Origin of the sequence: Proteus columbae, assembly GCF_009914335.1 — a bacterium.
Taxonomy (GTDB): Bacteria; Pseudomonadota; Gammaproteobacteria; order Enterobacterales; family Enterobacteriaceae; genus Proteus.
In genome coordinates, this window is the sequence record NZ_CP043925.1 from 379,105 (window position 1) to 396,895 (window position 17,791).

General features: G+C 38.1%; 17 protein-coding genes. 14 read left to right on the forward strand and 3 right to left on the reverse strand.

Translation table 11 applies throughout. The features are described 5' to 3' along the window. Positions 1–18 precede the first annotated feature (18 nt). The 6 genes from F1325_RS01860 to F1325_RS01885 all read left to right on the forward strand — a co-directional run bounded on the left by F1325_RS01860 (position 19) and on the right by F1325_RS01885 (position 5,781). Positions 19–870: a MurR/RpiR family transcriptional regulator gene (locus tag F1325_RS01860; protein WP_109372623.1), complete on the forward strand. Its 852-nt coding sequence runs from the start codon at positions 19–21 to the stop codon at positions 868–870. Next, positions 870–1,658 carry a sulfite exporter TauE/SafE family protein gene (locus F1325_RS01865; RefSeq protein ID WP_109372622.1) on the forward strand — a complete coding sequence of 263 codons (789 nt, stop codon included), beginning with the start codon at positions 870–872 and terminating at the stop codon, positions 1,656–1,658. The genes F1325_RS01860 and F1325_RS01865 overlap by 1 nt, the downstream gene beginning before the upstream one ends. Positions 1,659–1,971: 313 nt before the next feature. Continuing rightward, entirely contained in the window at positions 1,972–2,073 is a 102-nt protein-coding gene (gene speFL, locus F1325_RS19520) for a leader peptide SpeFL (protein ID WP_109372621.1), read from the forward strand. 136 nt (positions 2,074–2,209) lie between these two features. Then, entirely contained in the window at positions 2,210–3,202 is a 993-nt protein-coding gene (argF, locus tag F1325_RS01875) for an ornithine carbamoyltransferase (protein ID WP_109372620.1), read from the forward strand. Positions 3,203–3,217: 15 nt separating this feature from the next. Further along, positions 3,218–4,165: a carbamate kinase gene (gene arcC / locus F1325_RS01880; RefSeq protein ID WP_109372619.1), complete on the forward strand. Its 948-nt coding sequence runs from the start codon at positions 3,218–3,220 to the stop codon at positions 4,163–4,165. A 104-nt stretch (positions 4,166–4,269) separates the two neighbouring features. Then, on the forward strand, positions 4,270–5,781 hold the full coding sequence (locus F1325_RS01885; RefSeq protein ID WP_109372618.1) for a YfcC family protein: 1,512 nt from the start codon (positions 4,270–4,272) through the stop codon (positions 5,779–5,781). A 190-nt stretch (positions 5,782–5,971) separates the two neighbouring features. Here the strand turns inward: F1325_RS01885 and F1325_RS19525 are convergent, their stop codons facing one another. Then, positions 5,972–6,139, reverse strand: a complete 168-nt coding sequence (locus tag F1325_RS19525) for a hypothetical protein (RefSeq protein ID WP_432277941.1) — start codon at positions 6,137–6,139, stop codon at positions 5,972–5,974. Between the two features lie 90 nt (positions 6,140–6,229). Here F1325_RS19525 and ilvB point away from each other — a divergent pair, with 90 nt between their 5' ends. Continuing rightward, the gene (ilvB, locus tag F1325_RS01895; protein ID WP_109372616.1) at positions 6,230–7,924 is read left to right on the forward strand and encodes an acetolactate synthase large subunit; all 1,695 of its coding nucleotides are present in this window, start codon (positions 6,230–6,232) and stop codon (positions 7,922–7,924) included. A gap of 3 nt (positions 7,925–7,927) precedes the next feature. Then, positions 7,928–8,212: an acetolactate synthase small subunit gene (gene ilvN / locus F1325_RS01900; protein WP_109372615.1), complete on the forward strand. Its 285-nt coding sequence runs from the start codon at positions 7,928–7,930 to the stop codon at positions 8,210–8,212. A 94-nt stretch (positions 8,213–8,306) separates the two neighbouring features. Here the strand turns inward: ilvN and F1325_RS01905 are convergent, their stop codons facing one another. Beyond that, positions 8,307–8,885 carry a helix-turn-helix domain-containing protein gene (locus F1325_RS01905; RefSeq protein WP_069368071.1) on the reverse strand — a complete coding sequence of 193 codons (579 nt, stop codon included), beginning with the start codon at positions 8,883–8,885 and terminating at the stop codon, positions 8,307–8,309. Positions 8,886–9,069: 184 nt separating this feature from the next. Between F1325_RS01905 and F1325_RS01910 the strand changes: the two genes are divergently transcribed. The 6 genes from F1325_RS01910 (at position 9,070) to F1325_RS01935 (ending at position 16,853) form a co-directional block, all read left to right on the forward strand. Beyond that, complete coding sequence (locus F1325_RS01910) at positions 9,070–9,816, forward strand: sulfite exporter TauE/SafE family protein (RefSeq protein WP_160229926.1); 747 nt, start codon at positions 9,070–9,072, stop codon at positions 9,814–9,816. A gap of 200 nt (positions 9,817–10,016) precedes the next feature. Beyond that, complete coding sequence (locus F1325_RS01915) at positions 10,017–11,204, forward strand: MFS transporter (RefSeq protein WP_109372613.1); 1,188 nt, start codon at positions 10,017–10,019, stop codon at positions 11,202–11,204. Positions 11,205–11,957: 753 nt separating this feature from the next. Beyond that, the gene (locus tag F1325_RS01920) at positions 11,958–13,304 is read left to right on the forward strand and encodes an NCS2 family permease (protein ID WP_099075192.1); all 1,347 of its coding nucleotides are present in this window, start codon (positions 11,958–11,960) and stop codon (positions 13,302–13,304) included. A 127-nt stretch (positions 13,305–13,431) separates the two neighbouring features. Beyond that, complete coding sequence (locus F1325_RS01925; RefSeq protein WP_109372612.1) at positions 13,432–13,935, forward strand: GNAT family N-acetyltransferase; 504 nt, start codon at positions 13,432–13,434, stop codon at positions 13,933–13,935. A gap of 393 nt (positions 13,936–14,328) precedes the next feature. Further along, entirely contained in the window at positions 14,329–15,978 is a 1,650-nt protein-coding gene (locus F1325_RS01930) for a Na+/H+ antiporter (protein WP_109372611.1), read from the forward strand. A gap of 2 nt (positions 15,979–15,980) precedes the next feature. Continuing rightward, entirely contained in the window at positions 15,981–16,853 is an 873-nt protein-coding gene (locus F1325_RS01935) for a carboxylate/amino acid/amine transporter (protein ID WP_109372610.1), read from the forward strand. On the opposite strand, the gene metR is transcribed toward F1325_RS01935, so the two are convergent. After that, positions 16,768–17,721 carry an HTH-type transcriptional regulator MetR gene (gene metR / locus F1325_RS01940; protein ID WP_109372609.1) on the reverse strand — a complete coding sequence of 318 codons (954 nt, stop codon included), beginning with the start codon at positions 17,719–17,721 and terminating at the stop codon, positions 16,768–16,770. The genes F1325_RS01935 and metR overlap by 86 nt on opposite strands. Positions 17,722–17,791 lie beyond the last annotated feature (70 nt).

Here is a 17,791-nt window from a genome sequence, read left to right on the forward strand (position 1 = left end):
AATAAAAAGGATAACAGAATGTCGACACTGACCAAAAAGCTTGAAAGTTTGCTAATGCAAGGCAAAGGCACAGAACAACGTATTGCTCATTATTTATTAGAGAATAGTGAGAATATTGCCAGTATGAATGCGGCTGATCTGGCACTTAAAGCAGGTGTAAGTAGTGCTTCTGTTATCCGTTTCTCTCGTCAAATGGGGTATCGTGGTTATCCTGAATTTAAAATTGATTACCTTTCAGAAGAAAAGCAACAAAAAAGCAGTGGCGATATTCTCTATGGCAATCTTGCGAAAACAGACCCGACAGAATTAATTATTTCCAAAACAGGGCATCTGTTTACTAGCGCTATTTTAGATTCATTAGCGTTGTTAGATCCTAATACTATAGATGTATTAGCTGAAAAAATGGTATCAGCAAAACGCATTGTATTGTTTGGTATTGGCGCATCTGCCGTTGTGGCGAGCGATATTTTTCATAAATTAATACGTGTAAATAAAAACACATTATTTAGTCCTGATCTTCATGCTCAATTGGCTTATTCCGCTAATTTATCTGCTGATGATATTGCCATTGCTGTTACCGCTAGAGGAAATACGACAGATATTAATCGGATGCTGAAATCAGCAAAAAATGAAGGTTGTTTAACTGTGGCATTAACGCGTTTCGGGCAAGATGAAGCAACTCGATTATCTGATTATACATTGCCTTATTTTTATGATGAACAACACTCTCAATTAGGCGTGATTACGCCACAAGTTTTACAAATGGTAGCTTTTGATGTGCTGTTTTTTAAATATATGACATTAGCGAGTGAGTCAGCAGAAAAAGCATTATTAAAAGGGCGAGAAGCTGTTATGCAAGGAAATCAATAATGTTACTTATCACCACATTAGCGGTGGGTGCGGCTATTGGTTTAATTATAAGTACGACGGGTGTGGGCGGCGGTGTTATTGTTTTACCTGTATTGACCTATTTCTTTGGTATGAATGCGTTAATGGCAGTTGCAACAGCGAATTTATTATCCATGTTGATGAAAGTGACTTCGTCTTATATGCATTTTCGCCTTGGAAATATTCCTTTTAAAAGAGCGATGATTGTCTTAGGAATAATGCTACCAAGTACCTTTTTAGCCAGTGTTTTGGTTAATTATTTAGGTTCGTTAGCGCAGTATCAGCAACAAGTTGAATGGGGAATTAATGCGCTTGTTGTTAGTGCTATTGTTTTTTCTCTATTTCTCTTTGTACAGAGAATGTTTTTCTCATTACCTCCCGTTGTGGTTGAAAATACAGCGTTAGCTCCTTTAAATATAAAAGCACTATTACTTCCTGCGATCGCAGCAGGTGTTGTTTTAGGGGCAACGGGGGTGGGCGGTGGTGTGGTTGTATTACCGTTATTGCTACGTTACGCGAACCTTTCTATTAAGCAAGCTATTGGCACTTCTATATTTACCACAACATTGTTATCGGGATCTTCAGCACTAGCCTATATGCAAGATGGGCATACGGATATTCATTTGGCACTTTTGTTATTTTTAGGCTCGCTAATCTCTATTCCGCTGTCTAAGTGGCTGTTGATCAGAATGCCTGACAGGATATTTCAGTATGCAACGCTGATTTTAATTATTTGTAGTGCGGTGATGATGCTAGCTAAATTATTTTAGTATTCAAATGTATCATTAATGTTAATTATAAAAATGATATTAAAAAAATAGCTAAATAATAGCTAAATAAAAATAAATTTTTATTGGTTATTTTTTGATTATCTTATTAATTTAATTGAGGTCATTCTTAATATAGAAGCGATTATCCATTTTTTATTTGTGTGTTAATGGAATGTATTCTTGATGATTTATTTTTACTGATATATGGTTTTTATCATAAATAGATAATTGAGATGATAATCACATTAAAGTTAATTCCTATATGTTTCACTGTAACCCTCATTTAATACCTATAAGTGAAGGTACTAGTATTATGGAAAATAATAATAGGAAAACACCTCATATTAGACGTATTGCCCACATTATGATGTATAAACAACGTCAGTGTTTCCATTTCTCCGTTTTTAACGGGTAAGCCCTCTTTTTACATGCTGAAAATATAAAGCATATTTCCTAATAATGTGTGTTATTGGGGAAGCATCTATTTTTCATAAATAATGAATCATTTTTTAACTCTATTATTATCAAAATAATTAGGAGATAGGATTATTATGTCTATTAATATTAAAGGTAGAAGTTTTTTAAAATTACTCGATTTTTCATCAGCTGAAATTCAATATTTATTAAATCTTTCTAAACATTTTAAATCATTAAAAATGGCAGGCATTCCTCACCGCTCTTTGGAAGGTAAAAATATCGTTTTATTATTTGAAAAAACCTCAACACGTACACGTTGTGCTTTTGAAGTGGCTGGTTACGATTTAGGAATGGGAGTGACTTATCTTGATCCAGGCTCATCACAAATGGGTAAAAAAGAGTCTATTGAAGATACTGCGCGTGTATTAGGGCGTTTCTATGATGGTATTGAATATCGTGGTTTTGATCAGTCATTAGTTGAAGAACTTGCGGCAAAATCAGGTGTGCCAGTATGGAATGGTCTTACCGATAAATTCCATCCAACTCAGATGTTGGCGGATATGCTAACAGTTGAAGAAAATTTTGGTCATTTAAAAGGGCTTAAGCTGACTTTCTTTGGTGATGCGCGTAATAACGTTGCTAACTCTTTAATGGTGGTCTGTGCCAAATTAGGCTTACATTTTACAGCATGTGGCCCAGCATCTTTAATGCCAGAAGAACAACTTGTGAAGGAGTGTCGTGCAATCGCGGCTGAAAACGAAGGCTCTATCACATTAACAGAAGATATTGAGAAAGGGGCAAAAGAGGCTGATGTTCTCTATACCGATATTTGGGTTTCAATGGGAGAGCCAGATAGTGTTTGGGATGAGCGCATTCGCTTACTGAAAGCTTATCAAGTCAATGAATCTATGATGAAAATGGCAAATCCTCATGCGATTTTCTTACACTGTTTACCTTCATTCCATGATCGTTTAACGCTCATTGGTGAAGATATTTATCAGAAGTTTGGTCTGAGTGAAATGGAAGTGGCAGACGAAGTTTTTGAGTCTCGCCAATCAAAAGTTTTCGATCAGGCTGAAAACCGTATGCATACCATTAAAGCCGTTATGTTCGCGACTTTAAGCTAAAGCAAGGAGTTAACAATGCCTAAGAAGGTATTTATTGCTTTAGGGGGAAATGCGTTGGGCAGTACGCCACTAGAGCAAAAGCAGATAGTCCGAAAAACCGCAAAGCCCATTGTGGATCTGGTTGAGAAGGGTTACCAAGTCATTATTGGTCATGGTAATGGCCCACAAGTTGGGATGATTAACTTAGCTATGGATTATGCATCGCAACAGAACATCGGCACGCCTTATATGCCATTTGCTGAATGTGGTGCCATGAGCCAAGGTTATATTGGTTATCATCTACAACAGGCTATTAATGACGAATTATGTGCGAGAAATCTGAATAAAAATCATGGTTGTGCCACCATTGTGACTCAAGTGGTTGTTGATAAGAACGATCCTGCTTTTTTATCACCGACAAAACCGATTGGCGCTTTTTATACTCAACAGCAAGCTGAGGTTATTCAAAAAGAGCACGGTTTTCACTTTATGGAAGATGCTGGACGTGGATATCGTCGAGTGATCCCATCACCTAAGCCGTTAGAAATTGTAGAATCACCGATTATTAAACAGTTGGTTGAACGTAATATTGTGGTGATTACTGTTGGTGGCGGTGGTATTCCTGTTATTCGAAAAGGGAATTTATTAGAAGGTATTGATGCTGTTATTGACAAAGATAACTCCAGCTCAAAATTAGCCGTAGAATTAAAAGCAGACATTTTATTAATATTAACGGCTGTTGATAAAGTCGCTATTAATTTTAATAAACCAGATCAAATTAATTTAGATAAATTAACGCTTTCTCAAGCGCAGAAATATATTTCTCAAGGGCAATTTGCTAAAGGAAGTATGCTACCTAAAGTTGAGGCTTGCCTCAACTTTCTAAAAGAGAGTGATAAAGGTGTACAAGCTATTATTACTTCTTTAGAGAATGCATTATCTGCTTTAGAAGGAAAAACAGGTACAAGAATTATTTCTGATTAATATCATACTTATCATTATTCTAAATTTAATTCTAATAATAGACTCTGCCAGATAGATATTATTTCTACTGGCAGAGTAGTCTCTTATTTAAGTCGAGGACGCTTATGAAACTTAAAAAGTTTGCGTTTCCGACCGCATTTACTATTTTATTTGCCATTACAGTAATTGTGGTTGGATTAACGTGGATAATTCCAGCTGGCGAATATCAGCGATTAAGTTATAACTCAGCGGAGCCATCATTAGTGGTTGCGAAAATAGATGGTTCTCATGAAGTGTTACCTGCAACTCAGGCAACATTAAATGATTTAAATGTCTCTATTGAGATTAATAAATTTACAGATGGGACAATTAAAAAACCGATAGCGATACCTGGAACCTATGAACGCGTAGCACAGCAACCCAAAGGAATTATGGATATTACCGAAAGTATGGTGAAAGGGACGATAGAGGGAGCTGATGTTATTGTTTTCATTCTTGTCTTGGGGGGGCTTATTGGGGTTGTTAATAAAACCGGTGCATTCAATGCAGGTTTAACAGCATTAGCGAATCGAACCAAAGGCAAAGAGTTTTTAGTCGTGTTTGGAGTCACGATTATATTATCCATCGGCGGGACAAGCTGTGGGATTGAAGAAGAAGCCGTTGCCTTCTATCCCATATTAGTACCCATATTCTTAATCTTGGGTTATGACGCTATTGTGTGTGTTGGTGCTATTTTCCTTGCCTCTTCAATGGGGGCTGGGTTCTCAACTGTAAATCCTTTCTCAGTTGTTATCGCATCAAATGCTTCGGGGATCAGTTTTATTGAAGGGATCGGCTTTCGTACTATTGGCTTGGTGATTGGTACGATGGGGGTTTTGATTTATTTATATTGGTACTGCAAGAAGATCAAAAAAGATCCGACTTTCTCTTACAACTATGAAAATGCCGAAAGTTTTAAACAGCGCTTTTTAAGTAATTACGATCCTAATGAGATATTAGAATTTTCGTGGCGTCGTAAAGTGATCCTCTGCTTATTTGTTGCTGCTTTTCCTATTATGGTTTGGGGTGTTATGGACATGGGCTGGTGGTTCCCACAAATGGCAGCTCTTTTCCTTGCTATCGCAATCATCATAATTTTTCTCTCTGGATTAAAAGAGAAAACAGCCATTGATGGATTTATTCACGGAGCATCGGAATTAGTCGGTGTTTCATTAATTATTGGTTTAGCGCGTGGTGTTAACCTTGTGATGGAACAAGGTAAAATTGCGGATACCATTCTTGAATTTATGTCTCATATGGTTGCAGGAATGCCACCAAGTTTATTCTTATTGGCACAGCTCGTTGTCTTTATCTGTTTAGGTTTTATTGTTCCGTCTTCTTCAGGGCTTGCGGTTTTAGCGATGCCAATCATGGCGCCATTAGCGGATGCAGTTGGTGTTCCTCGTTATATGGTGGTATCGGCATATAACTGGGGACAATATATTATGCTGTTCTTAGCACCTACTGGGTTGGTGTTAGCGACATTGCAAATGTTAGATATCTCCTATAATAAATGGCTTAAATTTATTATGCCGATGGTGATATTTATGTTTGTACTCTCGGCAACACTATTATTAGTTCAAGTTGCTTTTTTATAAAATTGAGTCGATGTGTTTACGTTGTGAAACGAATTTTTGGTTATTCTGTAATGTGAAATTAATCTAGATTTTTATGCTGCACTCAGGGTTATTTTTTGATTTTCACTAGAAGTGATCTAGCTCTCGTTTTTGGCGGTGATAAAAAATAAACCGAAAAAAAAGGTTGTTAATTTGTAGAAGTTATGTTTTTTTAAATACAGATAACACGTAAACACATCATTAAATTAATTGATAGGTAACCCATGATCATCACTACTCTACTACAAAGCCTACGACTAACAGCGCGCATTGCGGCTGTGGTTGTCGTGCGTGTGGTGGTGGTCGTCGGCAAAGCGCCGTAACGGGTCCGAATCAACACAGTTTCGCAACCCCGCCGGCGCACTAACCGGGCGGGGTTTTTCTTTTCTACCGCCCATAAAGTCCGGCTTAGAACAAAGGACAGAGAAAAATGGGTGCTCAACAAGATAACGCCACAAGTAGAACCTTTACTGGCGCACAATTAATCGTTTATTTACTGGAACGGCAAGGCATTACGACAATTGCAGGGATCCCCGGTGGTGCGGCGTTGCCTTTGTATGACGCATTAAGCCAAAGCAAATCTATTCGCCATATCTTAACTCGCCATGAACAGGGCGCAGGTTTTATCGCTCAAGGTATTGCAAGAGCAAATGGTAAACCTGCTGTTTGTATTGCCTCAAGTGGGCCGGGTGCGACGAATTTAGTCACTGCAATTGCAGATGCTAAATTGGATTCTATTCCTTTGGTATGTATTACAGGTCAGGTATCTTCCGCCATGATTGGGACAGATGCCTTCCAAGAAGTTGATACTTATGGCATGTCTATTCCCATTACTAAACATAATTATTTAGTGCGCGATATTGCTGATTTACCCGAAATTATTTGTGATGCGTTTCGTTTAGCTATGTCAGGGAGACCGGGCCCAGTTTGGGTTGATGTACCAAAAGATATTCAGCAAGCCACAATTACATTAGAAGCGTTACCACCTATTCCACAAAAAGATCCCGTTCCCGCATTTAATACTGATTTAGTGATACAAGCGGCGCAAATGATCAACCAAGCTAAAAATCCGGTTTTATATTTAGGCGGTGGAATAATTAGCTCAGAAGCATGCAAAGAAGCGATTGAATTAGCAGAGAAAAATAATCTGCCAACAACGATGACCTTAATGGGATTAGGATTAATGCCACCTTCACACCCTCTGTATTTGGGGATGTTGGGTATGCATGCGACGCGTAGTACTAATTTTATTTTAGAAGAAGCGGATCTGTTGATTGTATTAGGTGCGCGCTTTGACGATCGTGCTATTGGTAAAGCAGAGAAGTTTTGCCCTAATGCCAAAATTATTCATGTTGATATCGATCGTGCTGAAATTAGTAAAATCAAGCGCCCAGATATTGCGATCCACGCTGATGCGAAATCAGTGTTATCACTGTTATTACCATTGATTAATACAAATAAGCGTGATGAATGGATAGAGCGTGTTACGACACTGAAACAAGAATATCCATTGGAGATGAAAAACTCTGAAAATATTCTGAGTGGTTATGGCATTGTATTAGCGGCCGCAAATTGTGTTGATGATGATGCCATTATTACAACAGACGTTGGGCAACATCAGATGTGGGTTGCACAAGCGTATCCGTTAAATCGACCTCGACAATGGTTAACATCTGGCGGTTTAGGCACGATGGGATTTGGTTTACCAGCAGCGATTGGTGCCGCATTAGCGGAGCCAAGTAAGAAAATCCTCTGCTTCTCGGGGGATGGTAGCATTATGATGAATATTCAAGAGTTTGCTACGGCGGCTGAACACCAATTAGATATCAAAATTATTTTGATAAATAATCAGGCATTGGGGTTGGTTCACCAACAACAAACGCTGTTTTTTGAAGAGCGTATTTATGCGGCGGCTTACCCTTATCAAACAGATTTTATTCGTATTGCACAAGGCTTTGGTTTAGATACCTGTGACTTAAATCAAGAAGCGGATCCTGCGAGTGCATTAAAAGCAGCAATTGAAAAACCAGGTCCGTGTTTAATTCATGTCATGATTGATATTCATGAAAAAGTATTTCCAATGGTACCGCCAGGAGCGGCAAATATTGAGATGATAGGAGCTTAATTTATGTCACAACAATCACAACCTATCGCACTGGAATTGATTGTTCGCAACCATCCCGGTGTTATGACCCATATTTGTGGGCTATTTGCTCGCCGTGCATTTAACGTCGATGGTATTTTGTGTTTACCGATGAAAAATAGCGATAAAAGCCGTATTTGGCTATTAGTGCAAAAAGATGATCGCCTAATGCAGATGGTGAGTCAGGTAGAAAAGCTTGAAGACGTAAAAGAAGTGAGATTCAGTGACGATTTACGTGTTTTTGAACAAATGGAAAGCTATCTAAGTTAATTCGTCATTTTTATTTTATCAGTGGCTTTATTCTTAATTACTTTATTTTTTAATTAATAGGAATAAAGCCATATTTTTATCGCAAATAAAAAAGCTAAGGGCGATGATGATAATGCTGTTGATTTGGGCTAGACATAATGACGGATGCACGCAAATGTCCTTCAACACAAATATAAGAGTGAGGAGCATTACCATGAAAGGCATAAAAATCACCTGTTTCGAGTAAGACCGTTTCATCATTATCAAAACGCATCATTAATTTACCAGAATAGACCATGATGTGTTCTTGAGTGCCATCTGCGTGAGCTGGGCTATTGATGATCGCGCCATGCTTCATTTCGATATGCCAAATTTCAGTAATATTACCGATGCCAATACGAAATTTAAACTCTTGGGCATAATCACCCACGATAGGCTTATGTCGTTCTAAACGAGGATATTCTTCTCGTGTGAAACTAAATAAATCCCCTAACGGAAAGCCAAGCGCTATTGCGATAGCCTCTAAGGTATCGATTCTAGGATTAGAATCACCCGATTCTAATTTTGACAATGCAGCCTTGGATATTCCCGATTTTCTTGATAACTCATTAAGTGACAAGTTTCGAGACTGTCTTAATTGTTTGACTTTATTACCAAGGTATTCATTCGTTTTTTTAGGAGGTTGTGGGTTCATTGCCAATTCAAAATATCGTTAGTTTAAAAGTGTTATTCCGATTAGATAATAACACTAATTAACCGTATTCGGAAAAATCAGATCCTGTTTCTGCTGTATTTTGTGAATAGTCTTACGATCACTGTTCGATTTTTAATAATTACGCTAATATCCTTCATTAAATGATAATTGTTCAAGGTTTACTATGATGGACTTGCTCAGTTGGTCTGATCTTTTTATTTGCCTACTTACCTTATTCTTTGCATATGTTATTTTCGGTATGGCTGGGTTTGGCTCTGCGTTAATTGCGGGTCCTGTATTAGCACTTTATTTACCTCTTTCAATGATAGTGCCTTTATTGGCATTAATCGATTTAAGTGCCGCCATAGTGAATGTTTTAAGAGATGGCAAACAGGCTGATTTTAAAGAAATACGCTATCTTATTCCGCTGATTATTATTGGTAGTCTGGTCGGTGCGACGATTTTATTAACCACACGACCTGATTTGCTTTCTCTTCTTTTAGGTATCTTTGCCGCTTGTTATGCCATTTATGCCTTGTTTTGGAAAAAACAAGAAAGCCAATTTTCTCAACGCTTGGTTTATCCTTTTGGGTTAATTGGTGGTGTATTTAGCGCATTGTTTGGCAGTGGTGGCTTTTTATATGCAATCTATTTATCAGGCAGAATTGCAGATAAAAACAAGTTTCGCATTACACAAACGACATTGATTGGCTTTAGCACACTAACGCGAGTGGTGATTTTCTTATTTGCAGGTATTTATTGGCAATTGGATATTCTTAAGTTAGCCGTTATTTTCTTGCCTGCTATGTTTGCGGGAGTTTGGTTAGGACGAAATTTAACATTACGTATGTCGAAAGCACGATTTATGAGTGTGATTTATACCATTGTATTGGCATCAGGTACTGTGCTTATTTATCGTTATTTTTCTTAAGCGTTGTAGGATAAATGACGGTGAAGTGAGAATATTGTGAAAGGCAAAGATCTTTGTGAGTCAAACGGAGATCTTTCTCTGATTAACATTATTTTTTAAGCATGTTTATCTATTTCTTATCCCCTATAATAAAACAATATTTTATTTAATAACCTTCCTTTTATTACAGAGGTTTCTGTTATTCGCAGAAACAAAATAACATGTCACATCAAAATTATCGCCAATCTGAAGTTTTTGCGATAACAACTATCACGGTAAGTATTGGCGTTATCGGGATTGTTATCGGATTAACTATTCCTATGGTTGCACTGCGCCTTAATTTAGCGGGAATTAGTGAATCTATCATTGGACTTATTTCCGCTGCACCCGCTATTGGGATGTTAATTATTTCGCCTTTTGCTCGGCGTATTGTGCAATGGATAGGCAAACGCTTTGCCATGCTATTAGCAACCATTGTTTCTGCGATAAGCTTATTACCTTTAATGGGGAGCTTGCCTTTAGAGGTTTTATTTCCTCTACGATTAATCACTGGGATTGCCAGTGGTGTGATGATTTGTTTAGGTGAAACGTGGATTAATGAGCTTTCACCAGATAATAAACGTGGGCGGATTTTAGCGGTATATACTACGGTATTTACTATTAGCCAGTTATTAGGGCCTTCAATTATTGCGCTTTATGGCGTCGCAGATAAGACACCTATTTTAATTAGTGTCTTTATTCATATTATCTCTATTGTCCTGTTTTTAATGATGGATCAGAAAACAGGCGATAAATTACCGAAAGATACGCAAGAGCCTAATTTTTCTATTATCCGCTTTGTTAAAGTAGCACCCGCAATCTGTGGTGGTATTGTTTTCTTTGCTTTTTTTGATGGCACCGTACTTTCTATGTTTCCTATTTATGGCCTAAGTATGGGACACACTGAAGCTATTGCCGCAATGATGATAAGCGCTATTTTAGCGGGTGATGCCATTATGCAAATGCCATTTGGCTGGCTTGCTGATCATATGAACAGAACACAGTTATATCGAATTTGTGGTGTAGTGACTTTACTTGCAAGCTTATTATTACCTATCACTATGTCTCACACGTTGCTGATTTGGCCTTTATTACTGGTACTGGGTGCAACAGCTGGTGCGATATACACCATTGCGTTGGTACAAATAGGGCAATATTTCTCAGGCAATGATCTGATGGTTGCTAATGCGTCGGCTGCGATGTTATGGGGAATAGGTAATTTATCAGGACCTTTGCTGGCTGGCGCGATGTCAGAAATTTCTTCATCTTCACTACCATTCTTATTGGTTGCTATGACAGGTTTATTCTTAGTTTCAACGATGGAACGTTGGAACCTTGGTGTTGAAGCACTCAATAGTAGCTCATCTTAATATTATTTCTTCTCTATCGTATTCCGTTTAGGGTCAAAGGAATGCGATAGAGGAAGCCTTTCTTTTCTCGATTTCTAAATATTAAATATTAAAAATTTATCTTATCGTTTTTTATAAATTATTATGATTATCTTTCGTAATTGTAACCATTTTAAAATTTATTAAGAATAATCTAGAAATACTTATACAAAACAGAAAATTGTTTGCTAAAACTGCGCCTACTCATCTAACGTTAGAAGTAGAAGGTGACACTATCTTCAGACAAAAATAATGAATACTGCAAATCGTTAATCGCCACACATTGGGAACGGGAGGTATTATTTATTTAAGTAACTTATTAAAGTTACTAATAATAGATAAATATACCTAGTTATCATGTCGTTTAATATAAATTCAATAAAAACAATCCATTAAGTTATTTTTTCTACTGTGAGATAAACATGATATTGGATGATTGTACAAAAGTAGAATGATGAGGAAAGTCGGTAGCTGCTTTCCTCTTTTTCTTTTTTCTAACTTTAAATTATCTTTTTATGACATTTTTATTAAAAATGTATTTTTTCGCTTGATTCTTACCCTAAAAGCACCAGATAATCGTTTGCGTCAAATTCTCTCACTCAATCCACACGAAAAACCAAACGTTTGCTTTTGACTCCCTCTTAAGATTTTTCATCGACAAGAGGTTATTCTAATTGATACGTAATCGTTTTCGTTTTTTTGGAGAGTGAACCGTTTTTATGTCAGAGGAAAGTAATGTCTGCTAATCAATCAGCAAGCACAGGTAAACTGGATAGCTATTTTAAACTTACAGCACGCGGCACAACTGTTCGCAAAGAAATGATCGCTGGTTTGACGACATTTCTGGCTATGGTGTATTCCGTTATTGTTGTTCCTAGTATGTTAGGACAAGCCGGTTTTCCACATACAGCGGTTTTTATTGCAACCTGTTTAGTCGCGGGATTAGGCTCCCTTCTAATGGGATTGTGGGCAAATCTTCCTATGGCAATTGGTTGTGCTATTTCATTAACAGCATTTACCGCTTTTAGCTTGGTCTTGGGACAAAACATCTCTGTGCCCGTTGCATTAGGTGCCGTGTTTTTAATGGGGTGTTTATTCACCGTTTTCTCATTAACTGGCATTCGCACTTGGATCTTAAAAAATATTCCAATTGGTATCGCACATGGTGCAGGAATAGGGATTGGGCTTTTTCTGCTTTTAATCGCAGCAAACAGTGTTGGATTAGTGGTTAAAAACCCATTTGATGGTTTGCCTGTCGCAATGGGTAAATTTACATCATTTTCTGTTCTGATGTCACTTGCTGGATTGGCCGCTATTTTCGGATTAGAAAAACGTAAAGTACCGGGTGGCGTGCTATTAGTGATTGTGGCTATTTCGATTATCGGCCTTATTTTTGATCCTAATGTAAAATATCAAGGCATCTTTAAAATGCCTCAATTAGGTGAAGATGGACTTTCTTTATTGTTTGCAATGGATATTAAAGGTGCCTTACAGCCATTGGTATTACCAAGTGTTCTTGCGTTAGTGATGACTGCCATTTTTGATGCTACTGGGACTATTCGCGCTGTTGCAGGTCAAGCAAACTTATTAGATAAACGCGGGCAGATTATTAATGGCGGAAAAGCGCTGACTTCTGACTCTGTCAGTAGTATTTTTGCGGGTGTTATTGGTGCTGCACCAGCTGCGGTTTATGTTGAATCAGCCGCAGGAACAGCGGCTGGTGGTAAAACAGGATTAACCGCAACAGTAGTCGGTATTTTATTTTTACTGATCCTTTTCTTATCGCCTCTTTCTTATTTAGTTCCTGCTTATGCAACGGCACCTGCGTTAATGTATGTGGGTTTATTGATGCTAGGTAATGTCACTAAGTTAGATTTCAGTGATTTTGTTGATGCAATGTCAGGCATGGTGTGTGCTGTATTTATTGTTTTAACTTGTAATATCGTCACAGGTATTATGTTAGGTTTCGGATGTTTGGTGATTGGTCGTATATTTGCAGGTGAATGGCGTAAACTCAATATTGGCACAGTATTAATTACTATTGCTCTAGTGGCATTTTATGCGGGTGAGTGGGCAATTTAATTTAAATAATCGGTTTTAAAGACAAAAGGCGGAATATATTTTTATTCCGCCTTTTTGCTATTTATTTCTCTACTTTTATTCGCTATTGTCGAAATTAAATCTAGTAATTAAATAGTTGGTAGAAGATATGCAAGAAATAAAAATACGCCATAGTGAACCTGACGACGCATCAGCAATTCAACAACTATATACACATCCTGATTTATATATTTGCACTTGCCAATTTCCTTATCCTTCAGTCACGATGTGGAAAAAAAGATTACTTGAATTTTCAGAACAAAATATCCCTAATTTTGTTGCAACTATTGATGGCCAAGTCGCGGGACATTTAGCACTGATAATCGATAATCATCCTCGTCGTCGCCACATTGTGAGTTTTGGTCTTGGCGTTGGTGCTGAATATTCCGGAAAAGGCGTTGGTAAATTACTTATCAATACAGCAATTGATTATGCTTTCAATTGGTTAGCAGCCACACGATTAGAATTAGAAGTGTATTCAGACAACGAAAGAGGCTTACATCTGTATAAGAAATTGGGTTTTGAAGTTGAAGGTATACGCCGTAAAGCTGCTTTTAGAGAAGGTAAATATTGTGATGTTGTCATGATGTCGATGTTAAGAACAATTGAATAATCATTAGCATTACGAGTTAGCTCTCAAATTTAATCGCTATTGTCATTTATCTATTATTTTTTATCTAATTACTTAACGTTTTTATACGGTCTATTACATTGTTTAGACTGAAAAAGAGGAATAAAAACGTATGCTTTCTATAATTAATGCCGTTAATAAATAGAGAGCAATAAATAGCGTACAATGTGCGGTGTTAGATACGATTAGTCTTAATTTTTAAATATTCTCACAGAGTCTGAGTGGGATCTGTTTAAAATAAGCAGAGATGCATAGATAAAGAAATGTATGATGCGCGAATTTTACATAATATGTTTCTTTATCGTTCGGTAGGTTTTCCTTTTATAAGGGAAAGAGGTCAGGTTTTCAGGATAAAAATAGGCATGTAAGGGTAACATGGAAATTTTCTTTACTATTTTGATTTTAATACTGGTGGTTTCAGTTTCGGGAGTTATCACAAAATTAATTCCCTTTCGTGTTCCGTTACCATTAATACAGATTGTGATAGGGGCTTTATTGGCATGGCCTCAGTTTGGTTTACATGTCACTTTTGATCCTGAATTATTCCTCGTTCTATTGATACCGCCTTTACTTTTTGTTGATGGTTGGAAAACACCGACACGAGAATTTATCCAAAATGGGCGTGAGATTTTTATTCTTGTGCTTGTTTTAGTCATGGTGACCGTTGTTGGTATCGGTTATCTGATTTATTGGATGATGCCAAGTATTCCCCTGATTTCGGCATTTGCATTGGCGGCAGTACTTTCGCCAACGGATGCGGTCGCACTCTCTTCCATTGTTGGTAAAGGGCGAATACCAAAACGAATTATGGGCATCTTAGAGGGTGAAGCATTAATGAATGATGCTTCAGGTCTGGTTGCCTTGAAATTTGCGGTTGCTGTGGCAATGGGAACGATGGTGTTTACTGTTGGTGGTGCAACCCTTGAATTCTTTAAAGTCGCCGTTGGCGGATTACTGGCAGGTATCGGTGTCACCTTAGTTTACAGTAAATCTCTGCGATTAATGAGTCGTTGGAGCGGAGACGATCCTGCTACACAAATCGTCTTTATGTTGCTGCTGCCTTTTGCCTCTTATCTTATTGCGGAACATATTGGTTTTTCAGGTATTTTAGCGGCTGTTGCTGCCGGTATGACTATCAGTAAATCAGGCGTTATCAGAAATGCACCTCTTGCGATGCGTTTACGTGCTGATAGCGTGTGGTCAATGCTTGAATTTGTCTTTAACGGCCTTGTCTTTATCATGCTCGGCTTACAGCTTCCCATTATCTGGACAAGCTCTGTTATTCAAGCCGATCTTGACCCAGAAGTTGAAGTCTGGATGTTGTTTGCAGCAGTTTTTGTTATCTACTTTGCACTGCTGATCCTGCGATTTACGTGGTTATGGCTAATGAAGAAAATTAGTCGGATCTTTATGAAAAAGCATCCACTTGATTTCGCTAATTACACAACGCGTGAGTTGTGGTTATCGTCATTTGCAGGTGTTCGTGGTGCAATTACATTGGCGGGTGCGCTTTCTATTCCACTCTTTTTAACCGATGGCAGCACTTTCCCTGGACGTTATCAAATTATCTTTATTGCTGCTGGTGTTATTTTACTGTCGATTTTAGTGGGCATTATTTCACTTCCTTTCCTATTAAAAGGCGTGAAGGCAACTGACAAAGAAGCAGATAAAAACGAAGTTCGCTACGCACGTAAAGTGATGGCAGAAGTGGCAATTGTTAGTCTTAATAAAATGGAAGAGCGCTTAGCTGCAAGTACTGAAGAGCAGTTGGATGCAGAAGAAATTAATGAAGTTGCTTCTCGTGTAACGGGTTATTTAAGACGCCGTACTGCGGAACAAGATGAAATGGTTCATAACGCGTTAGAAGAAGATCTCGAAAGGCGTTTTCGTTTAACGGCATTACGTGCTGAACGTGGTGAGCTTTATCATCTAAGAGCAACGCGAAAAATCAGTAATGAAACACTCCAATTATTGCTACATGAATTGGATTTAATGGAAGCACTGTTAGTAGAGAAAGACAGTTAATTATGTGGTTATTGGTTATTACAACACTATTATGGGCTGCTTCTTTTAGTCTGATCGGTGAGTATCTCGCCGGTCAGGTTGATAGCTGGCTCTCTGTTCTGATCCGCGTTTCTTTAGCGGCTTTAGTCTTCTTACCTTTCTTACGTTGGAAGGGGATCCGCTTTAAGGTGATCCTGCTTTATATGCTGGTGGGGGCTTGCCAACTCGGTATTATGTATCTGTTCGTCTTCCATGCTTATAACTATTTGACTGTTGCAGAATTCTTACTATTTACGGTATTAACACCCCTTTATGTCACGTTAATTTATGATTTATTAGAACGTCAGAAATTACGTTGGGGTTATGCATTTAGCTCATTATTAGCGGTATTAGGTGCGGCGATTATTCGCTATGACCATTTAAGTGATGATTTTTGGTATGGTCTGTTATTAGTACAACTGGCTAATATTTTCTTTGCAATTGGTCAGGTGGGTTATAAACGATTAATGGAAGTGCATCCTATTCCACAACATCATGCATTTTCTTGGTTTTACCTTGGTGCGGTTGTCGTTTCACTGATTGGCGCTCTGTGTTTTGCCGATTGGCAGAAAATGCCAACAACATCACTACAGTGGGGTGTTTTACTCTGGTTAGGAATTGGCGCTTCTGGGATCGGGTATTTTATGTGGAACTACGGTGCCACACAAGTTGATGCTGGAACCTTAGCGATTATGAATAACATGATGGTTCCAGCAGGGTTATTAGTGAATTTTTCTATTTGGCAACAACATCCGAATTGGCCAAGTTTCATCATAGGCGCGAGCCTGATTGTTGCATCACTTTGGATCCATCAACGCTGGATATGCCGACCTGTTTTACAAAAGGAAGATTGTTAACAGCGTGCTGGCCTGATAAGCGAATAAACTCACGGATCGCCGGTTGATGTTGCTCTCCACTACGGTTGGCAGCATATAACCGGCTCCATAATCCTTCACCTAATGTTTTTGTCACCACTAATCCCTGTTTTTCGAAATTCTCAACCGCCCAGTGTGGTAATGCCGCAATTCCCATGCCAGCCGCAACCATTTGAATTAGCAGTAATGTATTATCGACATGTTTGAAATGTGGCGTAATACCCGCGGGTTGTAAAAAATGACGCCATACATCAAAACGCTCCCGTTGAACGGGATAAATAAATAAGGTTTCTGCAATCAAGTCTTGTGGCTGAATATGCAAGCGATTAGCAAGAGGATGATCTGGCGATAAAACTAATTTGATTTCATAGTCAAACAATGGCGTGTAGTGTAAACGAGAGTCATCTAAGATATCTGATGTCAGTACTACATCTAATTCACGTTGTAATAACGCAGGTTGTGGATCAAAAGTCACACCCGAATGAAAATCAACAGTCACTTCAGGCCATGTTTGGCGATATTGCTGTAATGCAGGGGTTAACCATTGAATACAACTATGGCATTCAATCGCTATATTTAAATTCACACTACCCGGCTCATTACACGCTTCAATAGCTCTACGAACGATAGGCAATACTTCTTCTGCTAATTTAACGAGTACTTCTCCTTGTGAAGTAAAGCGCAGTGGCTGGCTTTTACGCACAAAAATTCGATAACCAAGGCGATGTTCTAATTCACTAAATTGATGTGAAAGAGCCGATTGCGTTTGATGCAATTGATTTGCTGCGTTAGCAAGAGAGCCTGTGTGCTTCAAGGCTAATATCGTTTTTAAATGTTTTATTTCTATCATGAGAAACCTTCAAGTTATTGATGAAAAATTTGCGCTTGTGATTTATACACTACCTGTAGATTATGGATGT

What these genes read in the sequence shown, in the direction of transcription:
- F1325_RS01860 (WP_109372623.1), top strand. Translation starts at nt 19, where the DNA reads ATGTCGACACTGACCAAAAAGCTTGAAAGTTTGCTAATGCAAGGCAAA.
- F1325_RS01865 (WP_109372622.1), top strand. Translation starts at nt 870, where the DNA reads ATGTTACTTATCACCACATTAGCGGTGGGTGCGGCTATTGGTTTAATT.
- speFL (WP_109372621.1), top strand. Translation starts at nt 1,972, where the DNA reads ATGGAAAATAATAATAGGAAAACACCTCATATTAGACGTATTGCCCAC.
- argF (WP_109372620.1), top strand. Translation starts at nt 2,210, where the DNA reads ATGTCTATTAATATTAAAGGTAGAAGTTTTTTAAAATTACTCGATTTT.
- arcC (WP_109372619.1), top strand. Translation starts at nt 3,218, where the DNA reads ATGCCTAAGAAGGTATTTATTGCTTTAGGGGGAAATGCGTTGGGCAGT.
- F1325_RS01885 (WP_109372618.1), top strand. Translation starts at nt 4,270, where the DNA reads ATGAAACTTAAAAAGTTTGCGTTTCCGACCGCATTTACTATTTTATTT.
- ilvB (WP_109372616.1), top strand. Translation starts at nt 6,230, where the DNA reads ATGGGTGCTCAACAAGATAACGCCACAAGTAGAACCTTTACTGGCGCA.
- ilvN (WP_109372615.1), top strand. Translation starts at nt 7,928, where the DNA reads ATGTCACAACAATCACAACCTATCGCACTGGAATTGATTGTTCGCAAC.
- F1325_RS01905 (WP_069368071.1), bottom strand. Translation starts at nt 8,885, where the DNA reads ATGAACCCACAACCTCCTAAAAAAACGAATGAATACCTTGGTAATAAA.
- F1325_RS01910 (WP_160229926.1), top strand. Translation starts at nt 9,070, where the DNA reads ATGATGGACTTGCTCAGTTGGTCTGATCTTTTTATTTGCCTACTTACC.
- F1325_RS01915 (WP_109372613.1), top strand. Translation starts at nt 10,017, where the DNA reads ATGTCACATCAAAATTATCGCCAATCTGAAGTTTTTGCGATAACAACT.
- F1325_RS01920 (WP_099075192.1), top strand. Translation starts at nt 11,958, where the DNA reads ATGTCTGCTAATCAATCAGCAAGCACAGGTAAACTGGATAGCTATTTT.
- F1325_RS01925 (WP_109372612.1), top strand. Translation starts at nt 13,432, where the DNA reads ATGCAAGAAATAAAAATACGCCATAGTGAACCTGACGACGCATCAGCA.
- F1325_RS01930 (WP_109372611.1), top strand. Translation starts at nt 14,329, where the DNA reads ATGGAAATTTTCTTTACTATTTTGATTTTAATACTGGTGGTTTCAGTT.
- F1325_RS01935 (WP_109372610.1), top strand. Translation starts at nt 15,981, where the DNA reads ATGTGGTTATTGGTTATTACAACACTATTATGGGCTGCTTCTTTTAGT.
- metR (WP_109372609.1), bottom strand. Translation starts at nt 17,721, where the DNA reads ATGATAGAAATAAAACATTTAAAAACGATATTAGCCTTGAAGCACACA.